Origin of the sequence: Amycolatopsis nivea (assembly GCF_004522235.1) — a bacterium.
Lineage (GTDB): Bacteria > Actinomycetota > Actinomycetes > Mycobacteriales > Pseudonocardiaceae > Amycolatopsis > Amycolatopsis nivea.
Genome location: NZ_SDLT01000025.1, coordinates 66935 through 90972, shown reverse-complemented (window position 1 = coordinate 90972; position 24038 = coordinate 66935). Strand labels below are relative to the sequence as shown.

At 70.9% G+C, this 24038-nt stretch carries 14 protein-coding genes; 6 read left to right on the top strand and 8 right to left on the bottom strand.

Going from position 1 to position 24038, the window contains the following annotated elements:
* Positions 1-2: 2 nt before the first annotated feature.
* From EIZ44_RS26835 to EIZ44_RS26825, 3 genes are read left to right on the top strand one after another with little or no spacing between them, the layout of a single operon-like run.
* Positions 3-9836 carry a non-ribosomal peptide synthetase gene (locus EIZ44_RS26835; RefSeq protein ID WP_134731921.1) on the top strand — a complete coding sequence of 3278 codons (9834 nt, stop codon included), beginning with the start codon at positions 3-5 and terminating at the stop codon, positions 9834-9836.
* Between the two features lie 41 nt (positions 9837-9877).
* The gene (locus EIZ44_RS26830; RefSeq protein WP_134731971.1) at positions 9878-11188 is read left to right on the top strand and encodes a DHA2 family efflux MFS transporter permease subunit; all 1311 of its coding nucleotides are present in this window, start codon (positions 9878-9880) and stop codon (positions 11186-11188) included.
* Complete coding sequence (locus EIZ44_RS26825; RefSeq protein WP_134731919.1) at positions 11189-12190, top strand: 3-deoxy-7-phosphoheptulonate synthase; 1002 nt, start codon at positions 11189-11191, stop codon at positions 12188-12190.
* 78 nt (positions 12191-12268) lie between these two features.
* Here EIZ44_RS26825 and EIZ44_RS26820 read toward each other — a convergent pair whose 3' ends face one another.
* On the bottom strand, positions 12269-13099 hold the full coding sequence (locus EIZ44_RS26820) for a helix-turn-helix transcriptional regulator (protein ID WP_037819805.1): 831 nt from the start codon (positions 13097-13099) through the stop codon (positions 12269-12271).
* A 214-nt stretch (positions 13100-13313) separates the two neighbouring features.
* On the opposite strand from EIZ44_RS26820, the gene EIZ44_RS26815 reads away from it, so the two are divergent.
* Positions 13314-14942 carry an AMP-binding protein gene (locus EIZ44_RS26815; protein ID WP_078870789.1) on the top strand — a complete coding sequence of 543 codons (1629 nt, stop codon included), beginning with the start codon at positions 13314-13316 and terminating at the stop codon, positions 14940-14942.
* A 31-nt stretch (positions 14943-14973) separates the two neighbouring features.
* Entirely contained in the window at positions 14974-15855 is an 882-nt protein-coding gene (locus tag EIZ44_RS26810; protein ID WP_134731917.1) for an SDR family oxidoreductase, read from the top strand.
* 29 nt (positions 15856-15884) lie between these two features.
* On the opposite strand, the gene EIZ44_RS26805 is transcribed toward EIZ44_RS26810, so the two are convergent.
* The 7 genes from EIZ44_RS26805 to EIZ44_RS26775 form a co-directional block, all read right to left on the bottom strand.
* Entirely contained in the window at positions 15885-16850 is a 966-nt protein-coding gene (locus EIZ44_RS26805; protein WP_037819798.1) for an NAD(P)H-dependent flavin oxidoreductase, read from the bottom strand.
* Positions 16847-18418, bottom strand: a complete 1572-nt coding sequence (locus EIZ44_RS26800) for an AMP-binding protein (RefSeq protein ID WP_134731915.1) — start codon at positions 18416-18418, stop codon at positions 16847-16849. Before EIZ44_RS26800 ends, EIZ44_RS26805 begins: the two co-directional genes overlap by 4 nt.
* Positions 18415-19155 (bottom strand): enoyl-CoA hydratase/isomerase family protein, encoded by a 741-nt coding sequence (locus EIZ44_RS26795; RefSeq protein ID WP_134731913.1) that lies wholly within the window; start codon positions 19153-19155, stop codon positions 18415-18417. The genes EIZ44_RS26800 and EIZ44_RS26795 overlap by 4 nt, the downstream gene beginning before the upstream one ends.
* The gene (locus EIZ44_RS26790) at positions 19155-20345 is read right to left on the bottom strand and encodes a CaiB/BaiF CoA transferase family protein (protein WP_134731911.1); all 1191 of its coding nucleotides are present in this window, start codon (positions 20343-20345) and stop codon (positions 19155-19157) included. The genes EIZ44_RS26795 and EIZ44_RS26790 overlap by 1 nt, the downstream gene beginning before the upstream one ends.
* The gene (locus EIZ44_RS26785; RefSeq protein ID WP_134731909.1) at positions 20342-21058 is read right to left on the bottom strand and encodes an enoyl-CoA hydratase/isomerase family protein; all 717 of its coding nucleotides are present in this window, start codon (positions 21056-21058) and stop codon (positions 20342-20344) included. Before EIZ44_RS26785 ends, EIZ44_RS26790 begins: the two co-directional genes overlap by 4 nt.
* A gap of 21 nt (positions 21059-21079) precedes the next feature.
* Positions 21080-22000 (bottom strand): hydroxymethylglutaryl-CoA lyase, encoded by a 921-nt coding sequence (locus tag EIZ44_RS26780; RefSeq protein WP_134731907.1) that lies wholly within the window; start codon positions 21998-22000, stop codon positions 21080-21082.
* 61 nt (positions 22001-22061) lie between these two features.
* The gene (locus EIZ44_RS26775) at positions 22062-22547 is read right to left on the bottom strand and encodes a MarR family winged helix-turn-helix transcriptional regulator (protein ID WP_134731905.1); all 486 of its coding nucleotides are present in this window, start codon (positions 22545-22547) and stop codon (positions 22062-22064) included.
* Positions 22548-22644: 97 nt separating this feature from the next.
* Here EIZ44_RS26775 and EIZ44_RS26770 point away from each other — a divergent pair, with 97 nt between their 5' ends.
* A complete protein-coding gene (locus EIZ44_RS26770; RefSeq protein WP_043833334.1) occupies positions 22645-23982 on the top strand; it encodes an MFS transporter in 1338 nt (445 codons plus the stop codon).
* Positions 23983-24038: the final 56 nt, after the last annotated feature.

Genomic DNA, 24038 nt, shown 5'->3' with positions numbered 1-24038 from the left:
AGTTGAGCACCGCACTCGCCGCTCTCGAGCTGACCAGCGCCCAGCTGGGCATCTGGAACGCGCAGCGGCTGGAACCGGATTCGCCGTACTACGTCGTGGGCGACGTCGTGGAAATCTCCGGCGCGCCGGTCGACCTCGCGGCGCTGGCCGAGGCGATCCGGGCGACCGCCGAGGAGGCCGAAAGCCTGCGGCTGCGGGTGCACGACACCCCGGACGGGCCGCGGCAAACCGTGTCCGCCGAGCCGGTGCCGTTGCCGGAAGTCGTTGACCTGCGAGGGGAACCGGACCCGCTCGCCGCGGCGCACGCGCGGGTCGCGGCGGAGCGGCAGCGGGTGGCCGAGGCGTGCCGCGGGATGCTGGACCGGGCGTTGTTCTCGCACGTGATCCTCCGGCTTTCCGACACCGAAGTGTGGTTCACCCAGCTCGGCCACCACCTGGTGTTCGACGGCTACACCGCCGCGATGCTCGCTCGCCGCACCGCTGCCCGGTACACCGCGGCGGTGCGGGGCGAAGAGGCGCCGCCGTCCACGTTCGGCCGGTTCGCCGATCTCGTCGAAGCCGACCGCGAGTACCGGATGAGCGAACGGTTCGCGAAGGACCGCGCGTACTGGTGCGATCGGTTCACGCCGATGCCGGAGCTGGCCGACGACGCGAGCGCGGCCGGGCTGCCGGAGGCCACGTTCACCGCGCGTGCCGAACTCACCGCGGACGAGGTCGCCGGGCTGGGCGAACTGGGGAAGCGCGCGGGGACGACCTGGGGCGACGCGCTGATCGCGTGTTACGCGGCGTTCCTGCACCGGGTGCTCGGAACGGCGGACGTCGTGTTCGCGGTGCCGTTGATGTGCCGGGTCGGGGCGGCGTTGCGGACCCCGGCGATGGCGGTCAACGTGCTGCCGTTGCGGGTGCAGGTGCAGCCGGGCGACCGTCCGGAGGAGCTGACCGCGCGGGTCGCGCAGGCGTTGCGGGAAATGCGCGCGCATCAGCGGTACCGGGGCGAGAACCTGCCGCAGGATCTGGCGGTGCCCGGCGCGGGTGCGCTGCTGCACGGCCGCGGGATCAACCTCAAGGCGTTCGATCTGGAGCTGGCGTTCGGCGAGGCGCGCGGGACGATGCGGAACGTCGCGGGCGGGCCGCCGGAGGACATGGGGCTCAGCGTGCTCCCGACCGCTGGCGGCGGGCTGCTGCTGGGCTTCGAGGTCGACGCGCGTTCGCAGGACCAGGCTGGTGTCGACGCGCAGCTCACCGCGTTGAAGGCGCTGATCTCCGCGTTCACCAGTGCGGACGCGCCGGTGGTCGGCGGGGTGGACCTGGTGCCGGACGTCGACGCCTTGCTTGCCGAATGGTCGACTCCCGCGGTTTCCCCGACCGGAGAAGGGTTCCTGGACGGGCTCGACGGGCCGACCGCGCTGGTCTGCGGGGACGAGCGGCTCACCGGCGACGAGGTGCGGGACCGGGTGCACCGGCTGGCGCGGGCGTTGCGGGCGCGGGGCGTCGGAGCGGACGACGTGGTGGCGCTGGCGTTGCCGCGGTCGGTCGATCTGGTGGTGGCGCTGCTGGCGGTGCTCGACGCGGGGGCGGCGTTCCTGCCGCTGGACCTCGCGCATCCGGCGGAACGGCTGCGCTCGCTGGTCGCCGAGGTGACCCCGAAGCTCGCCGTGACGGATTCGGACCTGCTGCCGGGCGTGCCGCAGTTGCGGCTGGACGATGCGGCGGTACGGGAGGAAATCGCCGGGTACTCGGCGGTGGGGGAGCAGGTAGACCGGCATCCGGAAAGCCTCGCGTACGTCATCTTCACCTCGGGTTCCACGGGGCAGCCGAAGGGCGTGCTGGTCCGGTCCGGCGGGCTGGAGACGTTGCTTCGGAACCATCGCGCGACCACGGTGGCCGAGACCGCGCAGGGGCGTCGGCTCCGCGTCGCGCACACGTACTCCTTCGCCTTCGACTCGGCGATCGAGCAGCTGCTGTGGATGCTGTGCGGGCACGAATTGCACGTCTACGACACGGAAACCGCGCGCGACGTCGATGCGCTGCACGCCGCTTTCGTGCGCGACCAGATCGACGTCATCGACACGACGCCGTCGATGGCGGCTCCGTTGCTCGACGCGGGGTCGCTCGACCCGGCGTTGCTGGTGCTCGGCGGCGAGGCGACGTCACCGGCGTTGTGGCAGCGGGTCGCTTCGTCCGGAATCCGCGCGCGCAACATCTACGGCCCGACTGAGACCACTGTGGACGGTGCCAGCGCGCCGATCACCGGGGACGAGCCGGTGATCGGGTTCGCGGTGCCCGGGACGCGGGCGTACGTGCTCGACGCCGCGCTGCGGCCGGTGCCGCCGGGCAGCCGCGGGGAGTTGTACCTCGCCGGACCGCATCTGGCGCGTGGTTATCTCGGTCGTCCGGGCGGGACGGCGGAGCGGTTCGTCGCCGATCCGTTCGGGCCGCCGGGGGAACGGATGTACCGCACCGGCGACGTCGTGCGCTGGGTGCCGGGCCGGGGGCTGGAGTATTTGGGGCGGCGCGACGGTCAGGTCAAGATTCGCGGCCACCGCGTGGAATTGGGCGAGGTCGAGAGCGCGCTCGGTGCGGTTCCCGGCGTGCGGGCGGCCGCGGCTGCGGTGCGCGGACCCCGGCTGGTCGGGTATGTCGTCGGCTCAGGGCTGGTTGCGGAGGACGTTCGGGCGACGCTCGCGGAGCGGTTGCCGGAGGCGATGGTTCCGGCCGCGGTCGTGGTGCTGGACGAACTTCCGGTGACCAGCAACGGAAAACTCGACCGGGCCGCGCTGCCCGCGCCTGCGGCGGCCGAGGGCGGACGGGAACCGCGGACCGAACGGGAACGGTTGCTGTGCGCGGCGATCGCCGAGGTGATCGGCGTGGAGCGGGTCGCGGTCGACGACGATTTCTTCGCCCTCGGCGGCGACAGCATCACCGCGATCAGCGTGAGCAGCCGGTTGCGGGCGCACGGACTGGACCTCCGGCCGCGGGATTTGCTGGCGCGGCGCAGTTTCGCGGCGTTGGCGGCGGCGAGCCGGGATCTGTCCGAACCGGACAGTGAACCGGACGAGCCGATCGGCGAGGTTCCGGCGCCGCCGATCGTGCGGACGTTGTTCGACCTGAATCCGGACCTGGACGCGATTGTCGGCTATGCACAGTGGACAGTGCTCCGGGTGGACGGTCCGGTGCCGGGGCTGCGCGAAGGCGTTCAGGCGATTCTTGACCACCACGACGTGTTGCGGCTTCGTGTCGAACCCGATGGCTCGTTGGTGATCCGGCCGCGGGGCGCAGTCTCGGCGTCGGTCAGCGAGGCGACAGGGAGTCCGGCTGAAGTAGCCGAACGGCTGGCGTCCGAATTGGACCCGCGCGCCGGGGAGATGCTGCGCGTCGCGCTGGTGGGGGACCAGCTGGTGATCGTCGTGCACCACCTGGCGATCGACGGGGTTTCGTGGCGAATCTTGCTGCCTGATCTGCAGACGGCGTGCGAGGGCGGAGTGCTCGAACCCGTGCGCAATTCCTGGCGACGACACGCATTGGCGCTCGCCGAACAAGGGACGAGTGGTGCGCGGCGCGGTGAACTCGACTACTGGCGGTCGACGCGGAAGAGCAAGCTCGACCCGACGCGCGACACTGTTGCTACCGCGCATCGTTCGGTCACCGTCGCCACCGAAGAGGAAAGCGCGGCGATCCTCACGACACTGCCCGCCGCCTACCGTGCGGGTGTCGACGAGGTGCTGCTCGCCGCGCTCGTGCTGACCCTGCGCGGCGACGAAGACGCGCTCACCGTCACGATGGAGGGCCACGGCCGCGAAGGGCTGGACCTCGCCCGGACCGTCGGCTGGTTCACCGCCGAATACCCGGTCCACATTGAACTGTCGGGTGTGGACACGCTTGATCGGTTGCTGCGCGCGGTCAAGGAAGCGCGGCGCACGGTGCCGGACGGTGGGATCGGATTCGGCATCCTGCGGTACCTGGACCCGGGGGCCGGGTTCGCGCCGGAGATGCCGGACGTTCTGCTCAACTACCTCGGTCGGTTCACTCCGCTGTCCGGCGGCTGGCAGCTGCCGGACGAGGATCCGTTCGCCGTGATCGAGCCGCCCGCCAAGGCGTTGGAGCAGGTCCTGGCGCTGAACTGCTTCGTCCGCGAGGAAGGCGTGCCGCGGATCGCCGTCGAATGGACCGCCGCGAGCCGGGTTCTGCCGCCGGACGAGGTCGAACGCCTCCAGGAAAAGTGGTCGACCGCGCTGGCCGCGTTGGCGGCGCACGCGCGGGAGCACACCGGCGGGCTCACTCCGTCGGACCTTCCGCTCGTCACGCTCACCCAGCATGACATCGACGCGCTCGAACTGCAGGGCCCGGTCGCCGACGTCCTGCCCGCGACGCCCCTGCAGGCCGGGCTGTCGTTCCACACGCTGACCCGGGGCGGACCCGACGTCTACACCGTGCAAGCGGTGACCCACCTCGAAGGGCGGCTTGCTCCGGAACGGATGCGAGCCGCCGCCGAGGAACTGCTGCGACGGCAGCCGGCGCTGCGCGTCCACCTGCACACGACGGCGGCGGGCGAGGTCGTGCAGGTCGTGCCTGCTGACGTGCACCTGGACTGGCGGCACGTCGAGCACCCGGAGAGCGCCGGGGACGAATGCGCGGCGGAACTGGCCCGGCCGTTCGACCCGGCGGTGCCGCCGCTGATCCGGTTCCTGCTCATCACCCTCGGCCCGGCCGAACACCGGCTCGTGCTGACGATCCATCACGCGCTGCTCGACGGCTGGTCGATGCCGCTCGTCGGCCGCGCCCTCCTGGCCACCTACGCCGAACTCGACGGCGGGCCGGCCGCTCCGGTCGCGCCGCCGCTCGCCGAGTACCACCGGGTGCTGGCCGCCCGCGATCACAACGCGGCAGTCGAGGCATGGCAGACGGCGTTGGCTGGTTTGGAAGAAGGAACGCGGCTCGCCCCGGCGACCGCGGAGTCCGCTTCGGACCGTCCACAACGGATCTGGGTCGGGCTCGGCACCGAGTTCAGCGAACGGCTGCGCGGCTTCGCGCGGGAACGCGGCGTGACGCCGACGGCAGTGTTCCAGACGGCTTGGGGCGTGCTGCTGGCGCGGCTCACCGGACGCCAGGACGTGGTGTTCGGCTGCCCGGTGTCCGGCCGTCCGTCCGACGTTCCGGGCGTGGAAGCGATGATCGGCCAGCTCGGCACGACCATCCCGGTGCGCGTGGCGTTCGCCCCGTCCGATCCGGCGTCGGCGGTGCTGACGCGGGTGCAGGACGAGAACGCGCGGCTCACCGACCACCATCACCTCGGGCTGCCGGACATCCAGCGCGCGGCGGGCGTCGGCGATCTGTTCGACACGATGCTGGTCATGGAGAACTTCCCGCTCTCCAGCCGGGAACGCGAACCGCTCGCGCCCGGGCTCGACCTCGTCGGCGTCGACATCACCGACGCGACGCACTATCCGCTGACCGTGATCGTGCTGCCGGGCGACGAGATCTCGATCGGCCTCGGCTACCAGCCGCAGGCCTTCGACGAGTCGACTGTGCAGGCCTACGGCCGCTGGCTGACGACTCTGCTGCACGAGCTCGTGGCCGACCCGCAGCAACCGGTCGCGCGGCTGCGTTCCCTTGACACGGAAGAGGAATCGGCTCTCCTCCGGCAAGGAACCGGACCTGAGCCGCGGCGGGAAGCCGGTACCTGTCTGGAGGAATTCGCCCGCTGGGTGCGGGAAACTCCGGATGCCGAAGCCGTCGTGTGCCGGAATCGCCGCCTGACTTACGCGGAACTGGACCGGAAGGCGAACCAGCTCGCGCACGCCTTGCGCGCTGCCGGGGTGCGGGAACAGGACCCGGTCGCGGTGCTGCTGGAACGCGACATAGACCTGGTGGTTGCGCTGTTCGGCGTGCTCAAGGCCGGTGCGGTGCACGTGCCGATGGACCCGACGTACCCTGCGGAACGCCTGGCGCATCTGGTGAAAGACAGTGCACCCGCAGCGGTGGTATCCACTTCGGACCCCGGTTTCGGCCTCCCGGTGATCGACCCGATGATCCTCAATGGACCGTCTACTTGGGACGATGTCGTTCCGGTGCCGGACTCGCTGGCGTACGTGATCTACACGTCCGGCACCACCGGAAAGCCCAAGGGCGTCGCGGTCACCCATCGCGGCATTCCGAGCCTCGTCGCGCTGCAGGAGGACATCGTCGGCATCCGGCACGGCGAGCGGTACCTGCACTTCGCGTCCACGAGTTTCGACGTCTCCTACTGGCAGTTCTTCCTGCCGTTGCTGTCCGGCGGCACCTCGGTGATCGCGCCGGAGGAGGTCCGCGGGTCCGGCGACGACCTGCTCGCCTACGCCGCCAAACACCGCGTGACCGGGCTGAACCTGCTGCCGTCGTTCCTGTCCGCGATGCCGGACGACGCGACGGTGGACCCGGAAGTGTTCTTCGTGGTCGGTGCCGAACGGCTCGACCCGGAGCTGGCGCACCGCTGGGGCGACCGGCGCGCGCTGTTCAACGCCTACGGTCCGACCGAGGTCACCATCAACTCCGTGACCTGGGTGTACTCGGCCGACGATCCGGGTCCGCTGCCGATCGGACGGCCGGACCCGCAGGTGCGGGCGTACGTGCTGGACGCGGGGCTGCGGCCGGTCGGGACCGGCGTCACCGGCGAGCTGTACCTCGCCGGGCCGAAGCTCGCCCGCGGCTACGTGAACCGGCCGGGACAGACCGCCGAACGGTTCGTCGCCGACCCGTTCGGCGCGCCCGGCGACCGGATGTACCGCACCGGCGACCTCGTGCGCTGGCGGCCGGACGGGCAGCTGGTGTTCCTCGGCCGCGCCGACCACCAGGTCAAACTGCGCGGGTTCCGGATCGAGCCGGGCGAGATCGAATCGGCGCTGGCACGGCATCCGGACGTGCGGGCCGCGGTCGTGCTCGTCCGGGAGGACCGGCCCGGGGACCGGCGGCTGGTCGGCTACGTCGTGCCGGTCGACGGCGCGGATCCGGATCCCGCTGCGCTGCGCGAGTACCTGGCCGCCGAACTGCCCGCGCACATGGTGCCGTCGGCGGTGCTCTCGCTGGAGCGGCTGCCGCTCGGGCCGAGCGGCAAGCTCGACCGGGCCGCGCTGCCCGCACCCGGTCCGCGGAATGTCGCCGCGGCGCGGCAACCGGCGACGGAAGCGGAAACCGTGTTGCTGCAGGTGGTTCAGGAGCTGCTCGGCCCGGACGTGACGATCGACGACGGGTTCCTCGACGCCGGCGGCGACAGCATCGCGTCGCTCCGGCTGGTCGCGCGTGCTCGCCGCGAGGGCCTGCACCTGACCGCGCGGGACGTCTTCGAGGGCGGCACGATCGCCGGGATCGCGGCTCGGTGCAGCGAGAAAACCGTGGTGGTCTCACCGGATCTCACGCCCGCGGTCGGGGACGCGCCGCTGACGCCCATCATGCGTCAGCTGCTGGAACGCGCTGACTCGGACGCCGACAGCTTCTGCCAGTGGGTCGAAGTGTGCGTGCCGTCCGGCGGCGACGTGCCGAAGTGGCGGGCGGCGCTCGACGCGGTCCTCGAACGACACGACGTGCTGCGGTCGCACTTGGCCGACGACGTATTGCGCGTTCCGGAACCAGGCACAGTGACTGGGGCGGACGTGCTGATGGTCGTCCCGGCGGGCGAGGACGCGGATCTGCGGGCGCTGCTGGACGACGAGATCGCGGCTGTCCGGTCCGCGATGGATCCGCGAACCGGGCCGATGCTGCGGGCGGTCTGGGTGGACGCCGGTCCGTCACGGCCGGGGCGGCTCGCGCTGGTCGCGCACCATCTCGTGGTGGACGCGGTGTCGTGGCGGGTCCTCCTCGACGACCTCGAACAGGCGTATCTCGGCCGCGAGCTCCCGGATCGCGGACCGTCGTTCCTCGGCTGGGCACGCGCGCTGGTCGCGGCCAAACCGGCGCGGCAGGTGGAAAGCCCGCACTGGCAACGGATCGCGGCGACGGCCCGCCCGGTCAGCGGGACTGCGCGGCACCACGAGATCGAGGTGCCGGAAGAGATCACGCAGGCAGTGCTGACGACGTTGCCGGGCGCGTACCGGACCGGTCCGGACGCCGTGCTGCTCACCGCGTTCGCGCGGGCTTACCGTGCCTGGTGCGGTTCGGAGCTGCTGGTCGCGCTGGAGAGCCACGGCCGTCCGGACCACACGCCGGACTTCGCCGGGGCCGTCGATCTGTCCCGGACGGTCGGCTGGTTCACCGCGATGTACCCCGCCCGGATCGCGCCGCCTGCCGGCGAGACGGCGATCGCCGCGGTCCGCGACCAGCTCCGGGCCGCGGGCGACGGGCTCGGGTTCGGCATCCTCGGCGGAACCTCGACCGGAGCGGACGTCAGCTGGAACTACCTCGGCCGCTTCGAGGCAGCGCCACAGGCGGAGACGCCGTGGCAGCGGCCGCCGGACGCCGATCCGCTCGGCTCCGCGGGAGGACCGCTCGGGCACGCGCTGATGGTGAACGCGATGGTGCGCGACGACCGGCTGGCGGCGCGGTTCACCTGGCCGTCCTCGGAGTTCAGCGCGGACGAGATTGCCGCGCTGGGAGCGGCGTTCCAGGCGGAACTCGCTGCGCTGGCCGCCGAGGTACCGGCTGGCGAGCTGCTGCCGTTGACGCCGCTGCAGGAGCTGATCCTGCGCGAATCGCGGGCAGCCGACGAGGATCCGTACCCGGTGCAGGCGGCGTTTTCGCTGGCCGGAGCGCTGGATCTGGCTGCGTTGGCGGCCGCGGCGAACGCGCTGGTGCGGCGGCATCCGAACCTGGGCGCGGTCTTCCCGGGCGGGCACGAGGTGCAGGTGCTGCCGGCGGAACCGCAGGTCGGCTTCCGGGTGCGTGAGGTGTCCGGGAACGTCGAGCAGCTGCTCGCGGACGACCTCGCCGAGCGGTTCGACCTCGCTGCGGGGCCGCTGCTGCGGGTCACCGTGCTCCGGCACGGTCCGGACCGGCACGAGCTCGTGCTCACCAGCCATCACCTGCTGTCGGACGGCTGGTCGGCGCCGCGGATCCTGGCCGAGTTGTTCGCCGGGTACTCCGGCGAGCCGCTGCCGGAGGCGGTGCCGGTGTCGCGGTACACGCGGTGGCTCGCGGCGCGCGACCACGCGGTCAGCGGGCATGCGTGGCGGACGGAACTGGCTGATCTGCCTTCGCGGAAGCTCTTGACCGGCCAGCCCGCGGCGGTCGAGCCGGAACTGTTCACTGTGGACGCTGAGCTCGTCGCTTCGTTGACGCAAGCCGGTGCCCGGCACGGGGTTACGGCGGGAACGTTGCTGCAGGGCGCGTGGGCTGCGGTGCTCGCGGCTCGGGCCGGGGTCACCGATGTTGCTTTCGGCGCGATGGTTTCCGGTCGGACGTCCGAAGTGGACGGTGTCGAGGAGATCCTCGGGCTGCTTGCCAACACGGTTCCGGTGCGGGCGCGGTTCGCCGGAACTGTGGGGGAGACCTTGGTGGAAACCCAGGCCCGGCACCAGGAACTGCTCGCGCACCAGCACGTCGGACTGGCCGAGCTCGCTGCCTTGACCGGTCAGGACCGGTTGTTCGACAGCCTCGTCGTGTTCGAGAACTACCCGGTGGACCCGGCGAAACTGCGTGAACCGGCTCCCGGGCTGGCGATCACCGGGACCCGGTTCCGCGAGCGCACGCACTACCCGATGACAGTCACCGTGGTGCCCGAACTCGCGGGCGGCTGGTCCGGCATTTTCGGTTACCAGGCAGGGATTCTCTCGGCCGCGGAAGCCAAGTCGCTGGTCGCGGACCTGCTGCGGTTCCTCGGCGAGCTTCCGGCGCGGCTGGACGAGGACGCGGCCGAGTGGCTGCGCTGAACCTGTGGCGGACCGCGTTCGTGCTCGTGCTGGGCACGTTCATGGCGACGCTCGACAGCACGATCGTCTCGGTCGGAGTGGAGACGCTGGCGGAGCGGTTCGACGCGTCCGTCACGGAGGTCCAGTGGGTCACCACGGCGTATCTGCTCGCGGTGGTGACCGCCGTGCCCGCGTCCGGCTGGCTGGCCGCGCGGTTCGGCGGGCGGCGGACCTGGCTGACCGCGGTGGTCGTGTTCGTGGCGGCGTCGCTGTTGTGCGGGCTGGCGGGTTCGCTGCCGATGCTGGTCGCGTTCCGGGTGCTGCAAGGGCTGGCGGGCGGGTTGCTGCCGCCGACCGGACAGGCGCTGCTGGCGCGGGCGGCCGGGCCGGAGCGGATCGGGCGGCTGATCAGCGTCGTCGGCGTGGTGCCGTTGCTGTCGCCGGTGCTGGGCCCGCTGGCGAGCGGGGCGATTCTCGACGTCGCGGACTGGCCGTGGTTGTTCTACGTCAACCTGCCGGTCGGCGTCGTCGCTGTTCTGCTGGGGCTGCGGTATGTCGCGGCGGACCAGCCGACTGATCCGCGAGAGCCGTTCGATTTCCGTGGCGCGGCTTTGCTTTCCCCGGGGTTGGCCGCGGTGGTGTTCGGGCTGACCGGATTCTCCGACGGACATCCGCAATGGCTTTCCGCCACGGCGGTCGTGGTGGGTTTGCTGATGCTGGCCGCGTTCGTCCGGCACGGATTGCGAGTGCGGGCGCCATTGCTGGATCCGCGGCTGTTTGCGCGGCCGCCATTCGGAGCCGCGGCGTTGGCACTGGTCGTGCTGGGCGCTTCGGTGTTCGGGACGATGTTTCTGCTGCCGTTGTATCTGCGCCGCGGTGCGGGACTGGGCGCGTGGGACACCGGATTGCTGCTGGTACCACAGGGAATCGGTGCTGCCGCGGGGTCGGTGCTGGTGCATCGGCTGGTGGATCGGCTGGCGCCGCGGACGCTCGTGGTGTCCGGAACCGGATTGGTGGCGCTCGGAACCGCAGCATTCACGCAGCTGGGTCCCGAACTTCCCGATGTCGTGTTGGTCATTTCCTTGGTGCTGCGGGGATTCGGAGCGGCGATGATCAGTGCGCCGGTGCTGGCGCTGGTGTATCGCAGCCTGGAGAAAACCCAGCTGCCGAAAGCGGCTGGTGCGTTGAATTTGCTGAACACTCTTGGCGGTTCGGTCGGGACCGCCGTGCTCGCGCTGGTGTTGCAGAACCGGCTGGCCGCACGGGGCGCGGATGTCGCGGCGGCCTTCGCGGACACGTTCTGGTGGGTGCTCGGGCTGGTCGTGGTGGCGGTTGCCGGGGCGGCGAGGCTGCCCAAGGAAAGGAGCCGGTAGATGCAGGACACGTTGCCCAGCCCGGTGGAGGTGACGGCAGGGGTCGCGCCGGACATCGCCCGGCACCGCGAAACGGTCTCGGCGGTGCTGGACCGGCGCGATCCGCGGTTGCTGGTGATCGTGGGTCCGTGCTCGGTGCACGATACCTCGGCGGCGCTGGAATACGCGGAGCTGCTCGCTGGGATGTCAGCTCGGTACGCCGACGATCTCGTGGTGGTTTTGCGGGCATACCTGGAGAAACCGCGGTCGGTGACCGGGTGGACCGGCTTCCTGCCGGACCCGACGCTGGACGGCAAAGGCGATCTCGCCACCGGGGTCCGATCAGGACGGCAGTTCTTGCTCGACGCGGCCTCGACCGGGCTGCCGCTGGCGTACGAGTTCGTGGATCCGGTGCTGGCGCCGTATGTCGCGGACACGGTGAGCTGGGGCGCGATCGGGGCGCGGACGGTCGCCAGCCAGCCGCACCGGCAGCTGGCGTCGTGGTTGCCGATGCCGATCGGGATGAAGAACTGCGTGTCCGGACGGCTGGGACCCGCGGTGGACGCGATCCGCGCGGCCGGGGCGGCGCACGCGTTCCCGGGACTCGGCGTCGACGGGCGGATGAAAACCTTGCGCAGCACCGGAAATCCGGACGCGCATTTGGTCCTGCGCGGCGGTCCGGCACCGAATTACGACGCGGCGTCGGTGGCCGAGGCGATGAAGGTGCTCGGGGAGGCGGGCCTGCCGCGAAGAGCGGTGGTCGACGCCTCGCACGGGAACAGCGGGAAGGACCACAACCGGCAGCCCGGCGTGGTGGCCGACGTGGCGGAACAGGTGCGCGACGGCGCGGCGGTGGCCGGGGTGATGATCGAGTCGTATCTGCGGGACGGGGCACAGGATCCGGAACGGGTGCCTGCCGACCGCGCGGTGAGCCGGACGGACGCTTGCCTCGGGTGGGAGCGGACGGTGCCGTTGCTGGAGACGCTGGCTCTGGCCGCCCGCGATCGGGCAGTGCGGGTCTGATCGCCGCGGAGGGCGGTCCGTGAAGGAATCAGATTCCCCCAAGGAGTCCTTCACGGACCTTTCGCGCGGCCGGGCAGGTCAGGGCAGCAGATTGGCTCGGCGGGCGGCGTTGACGGCCTGGAGGCGGGTCTTCGCGTCCAGCTTCCGCATCGCGTTGCGCAGGTAGCTCTTCACCGTCTCCGGGCCCAAGCCGAGTGCCGCCGCGATGTCCGCGTTCGTCTGCCCCGCCGCGGCCCCTTCGAGGACATCCAATTCGCGCGCCGACAAGGACGGCCCGCGGACCGGGTCGCCGGTCAGGGACTGGCACACCGCGTCGATGCGGGCGCGCAGTTCCGGGTCGGCGACCGCGGCGGCGATCCGGCGAAGCTCCGCGTGGCTTTCCCGGAGCGCTTCCAGCTCGGCCGGTTTCCCGGACGGCGCGGCTTCCGGTTCCGGGGCGAGCAGCTCCAGCCGCCGGCGTACTTCGGCGCGCACCGCCAGCTCCTGCTCCAGGTCACGGGCCACTTCGACCATCGCGGTGACCGACCGGTCGCCGAAGCGGACGTGCTCGCGGACCGCGCCGTAGAGCACCGCCCGGACGGTCCGGTGCACGATCACCGGCACCGCCATCACCGAGCGCACGCCCTCGGCCTTCACCGCCCGGTCGAAGTGGTGGCTGATCGCGTCGCTGGTGTAGTAGTCCGGCAGCACCACCGGTTTCCGCACGCCGATCGCGCGCCCGCCGAGGCCCTTGCCCTCCGCGACGACGAGGCCGAGCAGCGACGTGGTGGTGTTGCCGAGCAGTTCGGTCATCCGCAGCCGTTTGCCGTCCACGACCTCGCCGCCGAACGACAGCGGCACCCCCGCCGCGCTGCGCAGCCGGGCCAGGGCGCGGCGCACTTCGGCGGTGGTCTCGGCGGCACTCGTCACGGCAGGCACCCCACTTCGGCGGCACGGGAGGCTCCGGCAGGAGGTGCGATTCTACCCAGCGGCGCCGCCGTTGTCGCCGTCCACCGGTCGAAACGCCTGGTCAGAGCACCGGCCGCGCCGACTGGCGCGACCACCCCTGTTCGGGGGTGGTCGGCTGGCTGACCTGCGGTGACGATGTGCCGACACCGGCCGACGATGACCGTGGAGCAGCCCCGTGAGCCCTGAACGCACCATGTTCGACCTGTTGCAGACCTATGCCGCGCCGGACGCGGACGCGACCCGCCTGCTGTGCGGGCGGCATCCGGCCGACGCCGTCGCGTTCACCCTGGTCGAGGCCGACCTGAGCAGCCGCGACCTCACGTACGGCCAGCTCGAGGCCGCTTCCGCGCGGTTCGCCGCCGCGCTGGCAGCGCACGGCGTGCGGCCCGGCGACCGGGTCGCGACGCTCATGGGCAAGTCCGCCGAACTGGTCACCGCCCTGCTCGCGATCTGGCGGCTCGGCGCGGTCCACGTGCCGCTGTTCACCGCGTTCGCGCCGCCCGCGATCGCGCAGCGGATCGTCGGCAACGGGACCCGCGTCGTCGTGGTCGACGCAGGTCAGCGCGCCAAACTCGACCCCAGCGACGACCTGCCCGCCGACCCGTCGCGGATCATCGTGACGACCGGCGAAGCGTCCGGCGGCGATCTGTCGTTCGAGGCGCTGCTGGACGAACCGCACCCGCTGCCCGACCCGGTCGCGGTCGGCGGCGACGGCACGCTGGTGGAGATCTTCACCTCCGGCACGACCGGCACCCCGAAGGCGGTGCCGGTGCCGCTGCGCGGGCTCGCCGGAATCCACTCCTACCAGGAGTTCGGCCTCGACCAGACCGACGAGGACGTCTTCTGGAACGCCGCCGACCCGGGCTGGGCGTACGGGCTGTACTTCGCGTTGCTCGGCCCGCTCGCGACCGGACGGCGCAGCATCCTGCTGCACGCCGGGTTCAGCCCCGAACTGACCTGGCAGGTGCTCGAGCGCTTCGGCGTCACCAACTTCACCGCCGGCCCGACGGTGTACCGCGCGCTGCGCAGCTCGGGCCTGCCGGTGCCGGCCGGCCTGCGGCTGCGGCACTGCTCGTCGGCCGGGGAGCCGCTGACGCCGGACGTCGTGACCTGGGCCGAGGAGGTCCTCGGCTGCCCGGTGCGCGACCACTACGGCCAGACCGAAACCGGCATGGTCGTCGGCAACGCCTGGCATCCGCACCTGATCGCGCCGGTCAAGACCGGCTCGATGGGACGGCCGCTGCCCGGGTTCGCCGTCGAGGTCCTGAAGGCGGGCAGCGACGAGATCGCGGAGGTCGGCGAGACCGGCCGCGTCGCGATCGACGTGTCCGCCAGCCCGCTGATGCCGTTCTCCGGCTACCACGACGCCCCCGAGCGGACCGCGGAACGCTTCAGCGCCGACGGCCGCTGGTACTACACCGGCGACATCGCTGCCCGCGACCGCGACGGCTACCTCACCTTCGGCTCCCGCGACGACGACGTGATTCTCATGGCGGGCTACCGGATCGGCCCGTTCGAGGTGGAAAGCGCGCTGACACAACACGAGGCCGTCGCGGAGGCCGCGGTGATCGGCGCGCCGGACGAGCTGCGCGGGGAACTGGTGGTGGCTTACGTCGTGCTGAACCCCGGTGCCGAGGCGTCGGACGAGCTGGTCGACGAGCTGAAGCAGACGGTCAAAACCCGCCTGGCCGCGCATGTTTATCCGCGGCGCATCCACTTCGTGGCGGAACTGCCGAAGACGCCGAGCGGCAAGATCCAGCGCTTCGCCTTGCGAGGCCGGGAGCTGAGCACCGCTTCGAGCTGAGTTTTCCGGCGGCCGGTGCCACACTGGCCCGATGCCGCCTGATCTGCACGGCCGGGTCGCCCTCGTCGCGGGGGCGACCCGCGGTGCCGGGCGGGGCATCGCCGCCGAGCTCGGCGAGGCCGGAGCGACCGTGATCTGCACCGGACGCAGCAGCCGTCTCGAACTGAGGCGCTCGGATTACGCCCGGCCGGAGACGGTCGAGGAAACCGCTTCACTGGTATCCCAGCTCGGCGGGGTCGGCGTTCCGTTCGTCGCCGATCACCTGGACCACGACGACGTCCGCCGGCTGGCCGCTTTCGTCCGTGCTGAATACGGACGGCTTCACGTGCTGGTCAACGACATCTGGGGCGCGGAGCGGCTCAAAGGCGGCCCGGCGGACTGGAACACGCCGGTGTGGGAACACGATCTCGACGCGGGGTTGCGGATTCTGCGGCTGGGCGTCGAGACGCATCTCGTGACGTCGCATTTCCTGCTGCCGCTGGTGATCCGCGAGCCGGGCGGCTTGGTGGTTGAGGTGACTGACGGGACTTCGGCGCACAATGCTTCGCGCTATCGGATTTCGGTTTTTTACGACCTGGCCAAGGCTTCGGTGAACCGGCTGGCGTTCTCGCAGGGCCATGAACTCGCCGCTTACGGCGGGACGGCTGTCGCGGTGACGCCGGGGTGGCTGCGGTCGGAGATGATGCTCGACGCTTACGGGGTCACTGAGGAAAACTGGCGCTCGGCTTTGGCGACGGGGGCTCCTCCCGGGTTCGCGGAGTCGGAATCGCCGCGGTATGTGGGGCGTGGGGTGGCGGCGATGGCGGCGGATCCGGCGCGGGAACGGTGGAATCAGCGGTCGGTGAGTTCGGCGGAGCTGGCGCGGGAGTACGGGGTGACGGATGTGGACGGGCGGCAGCCGGACAGCTGGTGACATCCTCACGACACCAGATCCGGTGGCGGTCAGGCACCAGCGAGTCTCGGCAGGCCGCGCACTACGGCCGCATACTCCTCCGCGATCCGCGAGACAATCTCGGCCGCCGGAAGGATTTCCGTGATCAGCCCGGCCGACTGTCCGGCCTCCACCTTCCCCGTGGCGACATCACCGTGCAGGGCAGCATCCTTCAACGACGAAGCCTGAAAAACCTTGCGCCGCAATGACTCCTCAGCACCGGAAGCTTCCAGCTCAGCCATCCGTGCGGTGAAATCGTTCGACAGTGCGCGAATCACCCCGAGCCCATGACCCACCGTGCGCGTGTCATCGACACCGGCGGCCACCACGGCCTCCTGATAAGCAGGGTGCACAGTAGCCTCGGAGCTCGCCAGGAACCGGGTCCCGAACTGGGCCGCACCGGCGCCCAAAGCCAGCATCGCGGCCAGACCGGCGCCATCGGCGACCCCGCCGGAGGCGATCACGGGGAGCGAAGGTACGGCCGAGACCACAGCGCGCACCAAAACCTGCGTCGTGACCATCCCCGGCGGCGGATGTCCGCCCGCCTCGGCACCGACTACCACCAAGCCGTCGGCACCGGTGGCAGCGGCCTTCAAAGCATGCGAGACACCGGCGACGACGTGCAGGCACCGGGTGCCGACAGCGTGGAACCGGTCCAAATACCGTCGTGGGCCGCCCTGGGAGGCGATCAGCACGGGAGGGCGGCGGGCGAGCAGGAGGTCGATCACCTCGTCGGCACCGGCCCGGTAGAGCGGCAGGTTCACTGCCCACGGACGGTCGGTTCCGGCGGCCATTTCGTCCAGTACCCGCGCCAGATCGGGCAAGCGCATCGGACCGGCGGCGACGACGCCCAGGCCTCCGGCGTTCGACACCGCCAAGGGGAGTGCGGAGGACGACGAGGCCCACGACATCCCGGCCTGGATGATGGGCAGGTCCAGGCCCAGCAAATCGGTGACTGAAGTACGCAGCCGCGTCATGAGTTCTCCAGCAGGGCTCGGGCATACCGAGCCAGTTGGTTCTTCTGCACCTTGGCGCTGGCGGTCATGCCGATCGCCTCGAAACCGTCCACAATGCGCAGATGCCGTGGGACTTTGAAGCCTGCTAAACGTTCTTTCGCCCATAAGAGCAGGTCGTCCTCCGAAACGCCCGGCGCAGTCAGGACAACGAAAGCGAAGGGCACTTCGATCAATCGCTCGTCGGGGACGCCGACAACGGCGGCTTGCCGCACGGCGGGGTGGCGGTGCAGCACGTCCTCGACATCGGCGGGCGCGACATTCTCCCCGCCGACTCGGATGATTTCCTTGGTGCGGCCGGTGAAATGGAACCGGCCCGAGTCGTCGAGCAGACCGACGTCTCCGGTGGACAGCCAACCCTCGGCGTCGATGGTTTCGGCGGTCCGCACGGGGTCGTCCAGGTAGCCTTGCATGACGTTCCAGCCCCGCACCAGCACCGAGCCGGGTTCGCCGGGGGCGCAGTCGCGGGTGTCGTCCAAGGCCCGGATGCGGATTTCCACTCCTGGTTCGGGGGCCATGGCTCCGGAGGCGCGGACGTCTTCCGGTTCCCACCAGGCGGATTGGGCGACATTCGGAGATGCCTCGGAAAGTCCGTACCCGGCAACGCATTCGCGCGCGCCGAGTTCGTCGATGACGCGACGGACGACGGTGGGGGAGGCGGCGACCCAGGCACCGCGCAGGGAGAGGCGGCGGTGCGGGCGGTCGGGGTGGTTGAGCAGGAGCAGGGCGATGGTGTCGTTGCCGGAGAAGTGCGTGCAGCGCTCGGCTTCCAGCAAGCGCAACGCTTCCGCTGGCTCGAACTTCGGCATCGTCACCAAAGTGGTGGCGTGTTGCAGGGAAGCCAGCACCGACAGGGTGCTTCCGGCGACGTGGAAGAACGGGCGCGCGGAATGGAACCGGTCGCCGGGGCGCAAACCCATGCGGGCGCCGGAAAAGAAAGCGTCGGCGCACATGCTGCGGTGGGTCAGGAGAACGCCTTTGGGACGCGACGTCGTGCCGGAGGTGTATTGCACGAGAAGGAGATCGTCCGGCGTGGCAACGGGTTCAGCGGGAGAACCGGCGGCCAGGAAATCGGTCCAGCTGTCTTGGCCCAGGATGATGATCCGCTGCAAAGACGGCAGAGTGGCGCAGCCGGGTTCAATACCGGCGTCGGAGAACAGCGCGGGGAAGTCGACGTTCAAGACGCGCTCGGCGGCGAACAGCGTGCTGACGCCGGAGTGCGCAAGCGTGTAATGCACTTCGTCGGCGGTGAAGCGCGTGTTCACCGGGACGACTAGCGCGCCAAGAGAACCCAACGCTAGGAACAGCGTGACCCACTCGGGAGTATTGCCCAGGCAGAGCCCGACCCGGGAGCCTCGGCCAATTCCCGAGGCGGCCAAGGCACCGCGCACCCGGGCGACCTCGGTGGCCAGTTCCCGGTAGGTGATCCGGGCCTCGGCAGTGACGACGGCCTCGACGTCGGGGGCCAGGAGCGCGGCCCGGGCGAGGGCGTCCTGGACGGTGAGGGGGCAGGCGGTGCGCAGGTCGGTCATCGGGTCTCTCCAGTGAACCGGGCGACGCCGTCGCGCCAGCTGCCGTCGGCGAGGTTCTGTTCGATGGCGGACATTTCGATCCGGATGCCGCGGTCCAGGTCGGTTTCCGAACCCAGGTCCACCGCCCGTTTGGTCAGGGCGATCGCGCCGGGCGGAGCGGCGGCGATGGCGGCGGCGACCTCGGTTCCGGCGGCAGCGAGGTCGGGGACGACACGGTTGACCAGGCCGAGCGCAGCGGCTTCTGTGGCGGGCAAAGGCGTGTTGGTGAACAACAGTTCCTTGGCCCGCCGTTTGCCGATGGCGCGTTGAAGCCGTTGGGTCGCGCCGACGGTGCCCCAATGCGGTTCAGGGAACCGGAAAACGGTGCCCGTGGCGGCGAGAGCGAAGTCGGCGGCGAGGGTGATTTCCCCGCCGGAACCGACGACGGTTCCGTGCACCAACGCGACAACGGGACAGCGGCAGGCCTCGATCGCCGCGTAAGCCGCGAAGGACGCGACTCGGCGGCGGCGGACCCAGGCGGCGTCCTTGCCGGTCCGTTCCTTCAAGTCCGCCCCGGCGCAGAAGACCGGACCGGCACCGCTGAGCAGAACAACCCGGGCGTCTGAGATGTCAACGGCGTCGAAGGCTTCCTTCAGCGCGTGGCACATCGCGAGGTCCACGGCATTGCGCGCCGACGGGCGGGCCAGTTCGACGCGGGCGATTCCGTCGGTGACATCCAGCGTCACGCGTTCGTTCATCAGATCACTCCCGCGGCCCGCAGGCCCTCGATCTCGTCGTCCGACAGTCCCGCCAGGTCGCGCAGCACGACGTCAGTGTCCGCGCCGAGCACCGGAGGCGTTCCCGGCGCCGGGGCGTCTCCGGAAGTCTCGCGCAACGGCGTCCGCAGCGCTGGGAACGAGCCTTCGACGGGATGCGTGAACTCCCCGACGACGCCCCGCGCGACGGCGTGCGGATCGGCCAGCGCCTCGCGGACCGAACGCACCGCGCCAGCGGGGACCTCGACCGCCTGCAGTTCTTTGACCAGCTGGTCTCGATCGTGCTGGGCGATCGCGCCGCGCAGCGCCTTCATGACGCGCGCGCGGTGTTCGACGCGACCCGCGTTGTGCGCCAGCGAAGGGTCAGCGGCCAAAGTGGACAATCCGAGCACGGTGCACAGCGGCTGCCAATGCTGGTCGCTGCCGCTGATGTGCAGCCATTCTCCGTCCCCGGCCTGGAACGCCGCCGACGGCACCCGTCCAGGATGCTCGGTCCCGGTGCGGACCGGGTCCTCGCCGAGCGCGAACAGCCGCGCCGCGTTCAGGGCGTGCAGGCTGAGCTGGACGTCCATCATCGCGACGTCGAGGTGCCGGCCGCGACCGTCGGACGAACGCCCGGCGAGCCCGGTCAGCACGGCGATCACCACCCACAGCCCGGACGTCAGGTCCGCCACCGGCACCCCGGTTTTCGCGGGCGGACCAGCGGGATCGCCGGTCATCGCCATCACGCCGGACAGTGCCTGGAACACCGTGTCGTAGCCCTTGCGGTGCGCGTCCGGCCCGGTCTGGCCGAAGCCGGTCGCGGACACCAGCACGAGGCCCGGGTTCGCCGCGGACAGTTCGGCGTAGCCGAGGCCGAGCCGGTCGAGCGTGCCGGGCAGGAAGTTCTCCACGACGACGTCGGCACGCGCGGCCAGCTTCCGGACGACGTCGCGGCCGCGCGGGTCCTTCAAGTCCACAGTGACCGATTGCTTGCCGCGGTTGAAGGCGAAGAAGTACGCGCTCTCGCCGTGCGGCAGCCGGGGTTCGAAGCCGCGGGTTTCGTCGCCGGTGCCAGGGCGTTCGACCTTGATCACGGCCGCGCCGAGCTCGGCGAGGATCTGGGTGGCCAGCGGCGCGGCGAGGACCCGCGAGAGGTCCAGGACCGTGACTCCGGCGAGCGGGCCGGTCATGAGCGGAACCCGCGCATCAAGGCGTTGACGTCCTGGCCGGCGCGCATCGCGGCGTCCGTCGGCAGGTCCGCGACGCGGTAGAAGAGGTCCTTCGCGGCAGCGAGCGCCCGAGGTTCGACCGAGGCCCAGCGCTGCGCGACGGCGAGCGCGGCGGGCACGATCTCGGCAGGTTCGACCACCTGGTTCACCAGCCCGTGCGACAGGGCTTCCGCGGCGGTGAGCAGCCGGCCGGTGCTGACCAGCTCGAACGCCAGCTTCCGGCCGAGATGCCGGACCAGCCCGGTCATCACCAGCGCGGGCACGATCGAATGCTTCAGCTCGGGGTAGCCGAACTTCAGGTCCGACCCGGCGACCACCAGGTCCGCTCCGATCGCGAGACCGGCACCGCCGCCGACCGCCGCCCCGCGCACCGCGCTGACGACCGGAACCGGCAGCTGCTGCATGCGCGTCTGGAGCCGGGCGGTGAGCGCGGCACGCTCGAGAACGGCCTCCGGCTGGTCCGGCGTGAGCGACGAGAACTCGTTCAGATCGGCCCCGGCGCAGAACCCGCGCCCGGCCCCGGTCAAAACGACAGCGCGGACGCTCGGGTCTCGGCCGGCTTCGTCGAGCGCGGTGTCGAGCGCCCGGGTGAGCGCGGTGTCGAGCGCGTTGAGTTTGTCCGGCCGGTTCAACGTGAGGACGCGGACGGCGTCGTGATTTTCAGTCAGCAGCACAGGTTTCTCCCCAAAGAAAAGTCAGGCGGACGCGAAGCCGGCGCGGGCGACCATGCTGTGCAGCGGCCGGCCGAGCGCTTCTTCGCAGGCCGCGGACGCCGCGGCGAGCTGGTCGAGATCGAGGCCGGTTTCGACGCCCATCGCGGCGAACAGGCTGGCGAGGTCCTCGGTGCACACGTTGCCGGTGAGCCCGGCCCCGTAGCCGATTTTCGCCGGATGCCCGCCGACGCCGCCCATCGCGGAATCGAAATGCCGACACCCGGCTTCCAACGCGGCGACGGCGTTCGCGATCCCGGTCCCGCGCGTGTTGTGCAGGTGCGCGACCAGCGGCAGGTCCGGGTGCTCGCGGGACAGCCGGGTGTACAGCGCGCGCACCGAACCCGGGGTCGCGACGCCGGTGGTGTCGCCCAGGGTCACCAGGCTCGCGCCGAGGTCGGCGAACCGCGCGACGTCCTCGGCCACCCGGCCGGGGTCGACCTTGCCCTCGAACGGGCAGCCGAACGCCACCGAAACCACTCCGACCAGGCGAAACCGGCCGTCGGCGAGCTTGACCATCTCGGTCACGCGCTCCCATTGACCGGCGCGCGTGGTGCGCAGATTCCGCTCGGTGTGCGCTTCGGTGGCGGACACCAGCAGGCTCAGCTCTTCGGCGCCGTGCCCGGCATCGAGGTCCGCGAGCGCGCGTTCGACGGCGCGCGGGTTCGGGCAGGTCGCCTTGAACGCGACGTCCGGGTGCCGGTCGATCCCGGCGAGCACCTCGGACGCGTCCGAGAACCCGGGCACCCGCGCCGGATGGCTGTAGCTGGTCGCCTCGATCCGGCGGAAACCGGTGCGCGCGAACGCGTTCAGCAGCGCGATCTTCGTCGCGGTCGGCACGGGCTCCGGCTCGTGCTGCAGCCCGTCGCGGGCGAAGCACTCGCAGATCGTGACGGCGTCGGACATCCTGGGCCCACCTCCTCGTCGGTGGATCCAGAAGTACGCGAGGGTGTTGATAAAGTCAACACTACTTGGCGGCTGGGTGAGCCCGCTCACTCTCCTCGACGGCCAGCGCGTGCTCGGCCAGCTTGTCCAGCGCGCGGTCCAGCACGCGCGCCTCCTCGCCGGTCAGGGTGGCGAGGAAGTCCGCGTCGCGCTCGTTGGCGGCGGTGATCAGGCCGCGGTACACCCGGGTGCCCTCGGCGGTCAGCGCCAGCTGCGACGTGCGCCCGGACCCGGCGGTGCGGTTCACCAGCCCGCGGTCGGTCAGCCGGCTGACCACGCGGCTCATCTGCGCTTTGTCGAGTCCGGCGCGGCGGGCGAGCCGATTGAGCGTGAGCGTCGGGTCGGCCGCGATGAGCGCGATCGCGCGCCATTCGCCGAGGCTCACGTCGAAGTCCCGCCGGTAGCGCACCGCGGCGCTGCGCGACATCGCCGACGACGTGCGCGAGAGCCGGTAGGACAGCAGTCCGGAGATGGGGACCAGGTCGTGTCCGTCTGCGCGTTCGGCCATGGCCGTGCATCGTAGCCGTTACCCGCTGAGTGTTGACAAACTCAACACTCGATGCGGAGACTGCCACTCGCCCGATCCGGACGAAGGAGTCTCAGCCGTGGCCGAACCATCCGCTGTCACCGGCGCTCCGGCAACCGCCGCCGTCGACCGCAAAGCGACCTATCGCACGATCGCCCGGCGCGTCATGCCGCTGCTGGTGCTGTGTTACGTCGTGAGCTACATCGACCGCACCAACATCGGGATCGCCCAGCAGGGCCTGAAACGGGACCTCGGCTTCGGCCCGGCGGTGTACGGGCTCGGCGTCACGCTCTTCTTCGTCGGCTTCATCCTCTTCGAAGTCCCGAGCAACGCGCTGCTCGCCCGCATCGGCGCGCGCAAGACGCTCGCCCGCATCATGGCCACCTGGGGCGTGATGACCGTGGTGACCCTGTTCGTGCAGAACGAGATCATGTTCTACGCCGCGCGCTTCCTGCTCGGCGTCGCGGAAGCCGGGTTCTTCCCCGGCGCGCTGTACCTGCTGTCGCTGTGGTTCCCGTCGTCGCGGCGGACGCGGATGACGGCCGTGTTCTTCATCGGCATCCCGGTGTCCGGCGCGCTCGGGTCGGTGATGTCGGGCTGGATCATGCACTCGCTCGGCGGCGTCGGCGGGCTCGCGGACTGGCAGTGGCTGTTCCTGATCGAAGGGATCCCGCCGATCCTGCTCGCCGGGCTCGTGCTGCTCTTCGTCACCGACGGCCCGGAGCAGGCGAAGTGGCTCACCGCGGACCAGAAGGCCGCCGTGCGCGCCGACCTCGACGCGGACCTGCGCGACAAAGGAGAGACGAAGCAGAAGCACAGTGGACTGCTGCTCGCCCTGCGCGACCCGAAGGTCTGGATCCTCGGGCTCTGCGCGTGCGGCGCGTACACGCTGGCGAACGCCGTCTCGTACTGGACGCCGCGGATCATCGCCAACGCCGGCGTCGGCAACGTGCTGAACCTCGGCTTCTTCTCGGCGATCCCGCCGCTGCTCGGCATCGTGGTGATGCTGCTGGTCGGCAGGCATTCCGACCGCACCCTGGAACGGCGCTGGCACGCGGCGACGAGCTGGATCGTGGCGGTGTTCGCGATGCTGGCGATCTCGGTGTCCGGCGGCAACGTCGTGGTGGTCGTCCTGCTGCTCGCGGTGATGGCGGCCGCGCACTACTCGGGGCTGACGGTGTTCTACTCGATCCCGTCGATCTATCTGACCGACCGGGCCGCGGCGACCGGGATCGCGGTCGTGACGTCGATGGGCTCGTTCGCCGCCGCCGCTTCGCCGTCGCTGCTCGGGTTCATCGAGTCCTCGACCGGGAGCTTGTCGCTGGGGCTGCAGATCAGCGCGGGCATCATCCTGCTCGCCGTCGTGGTGCTGCTGGTCGGCGTCCGCCCCGGCGATCTTCGCGAACGGCAGCGCTGACCCGCTCCCGCAGAAGTACGTGAGGGTTCCCCTCAGGGAATCAGATTCCGTGCGGG

Excerpts from the sequence above, each read along its gene's own strand:
- EIZ44_RS26790 (WP_134731911.1), bottom strand. The coding sequence starts at position 20,345 with ATGACCGGCCCGCTCGCCGGAGTCACGGTCCTGGACCTCTCGCGGGTC.
- EIZ44_RS26810 (WP_134731917.1), top strand. The coding sequence starts at position 14,974 with ATGCCGCCTGATCTGCACGGCCGGGTCGCCCTCGTCGCGGGGGCGACC.
- EIZ44_RS26780 (WP_134731907.1), bottom strand. The coding sequence starts at position 22,000 with ATGTCCGACGCCGTCACGATCTGCGAGTGCTTCGCCCGCGACGGGCTG.
- EIZ44_RS26825 (WP_134731919.1), top strand. The coding sequence starts at position 11,189 with ATGCAGGACACGTTGCCCAGCCCGGTGGAGGTGACGGCAGGGGTCGCG.
- EIZ44_RS26795 (WP_134731913.1), bottom strand. The coding sequence starts at position 19,155 with ATGAACGAACGCGTGACGCTGGATGTCACCGACGGAATCGCCCGCGTC.
- EIZ44_RS26800 (WP_134731915.1), bottom strand. The coding sequence starts at position 18,418 with ATGACCGACCTGCGCACCGCCTGCCCCCTCACCGTCCAGGACGCCCTC.
- EIZ44_RS26775 (WP_134731905.1), bottom strand. The coding sequence starts at position 22,547 with ATGGCCGAACGCGCAGACGGACACGACCTGGTCCCCATCTCCGGACTG.
- EIZ44_RS26805 (WP_037819798.1), bottom strand. The coding sequence starts at position 16,850 with ATGACGCGGCTGCGTACTTCAGTCACCGATTTGCTGGGCCTGGACCTG.
- EIZ44_RS26830 (WP_134731971.1), top strand. The coding sequence starts at position 9,878 with ATGGCGACGCTCGACAGCACGATCGTCTCGGTCGGAGTGGAGACGCTG.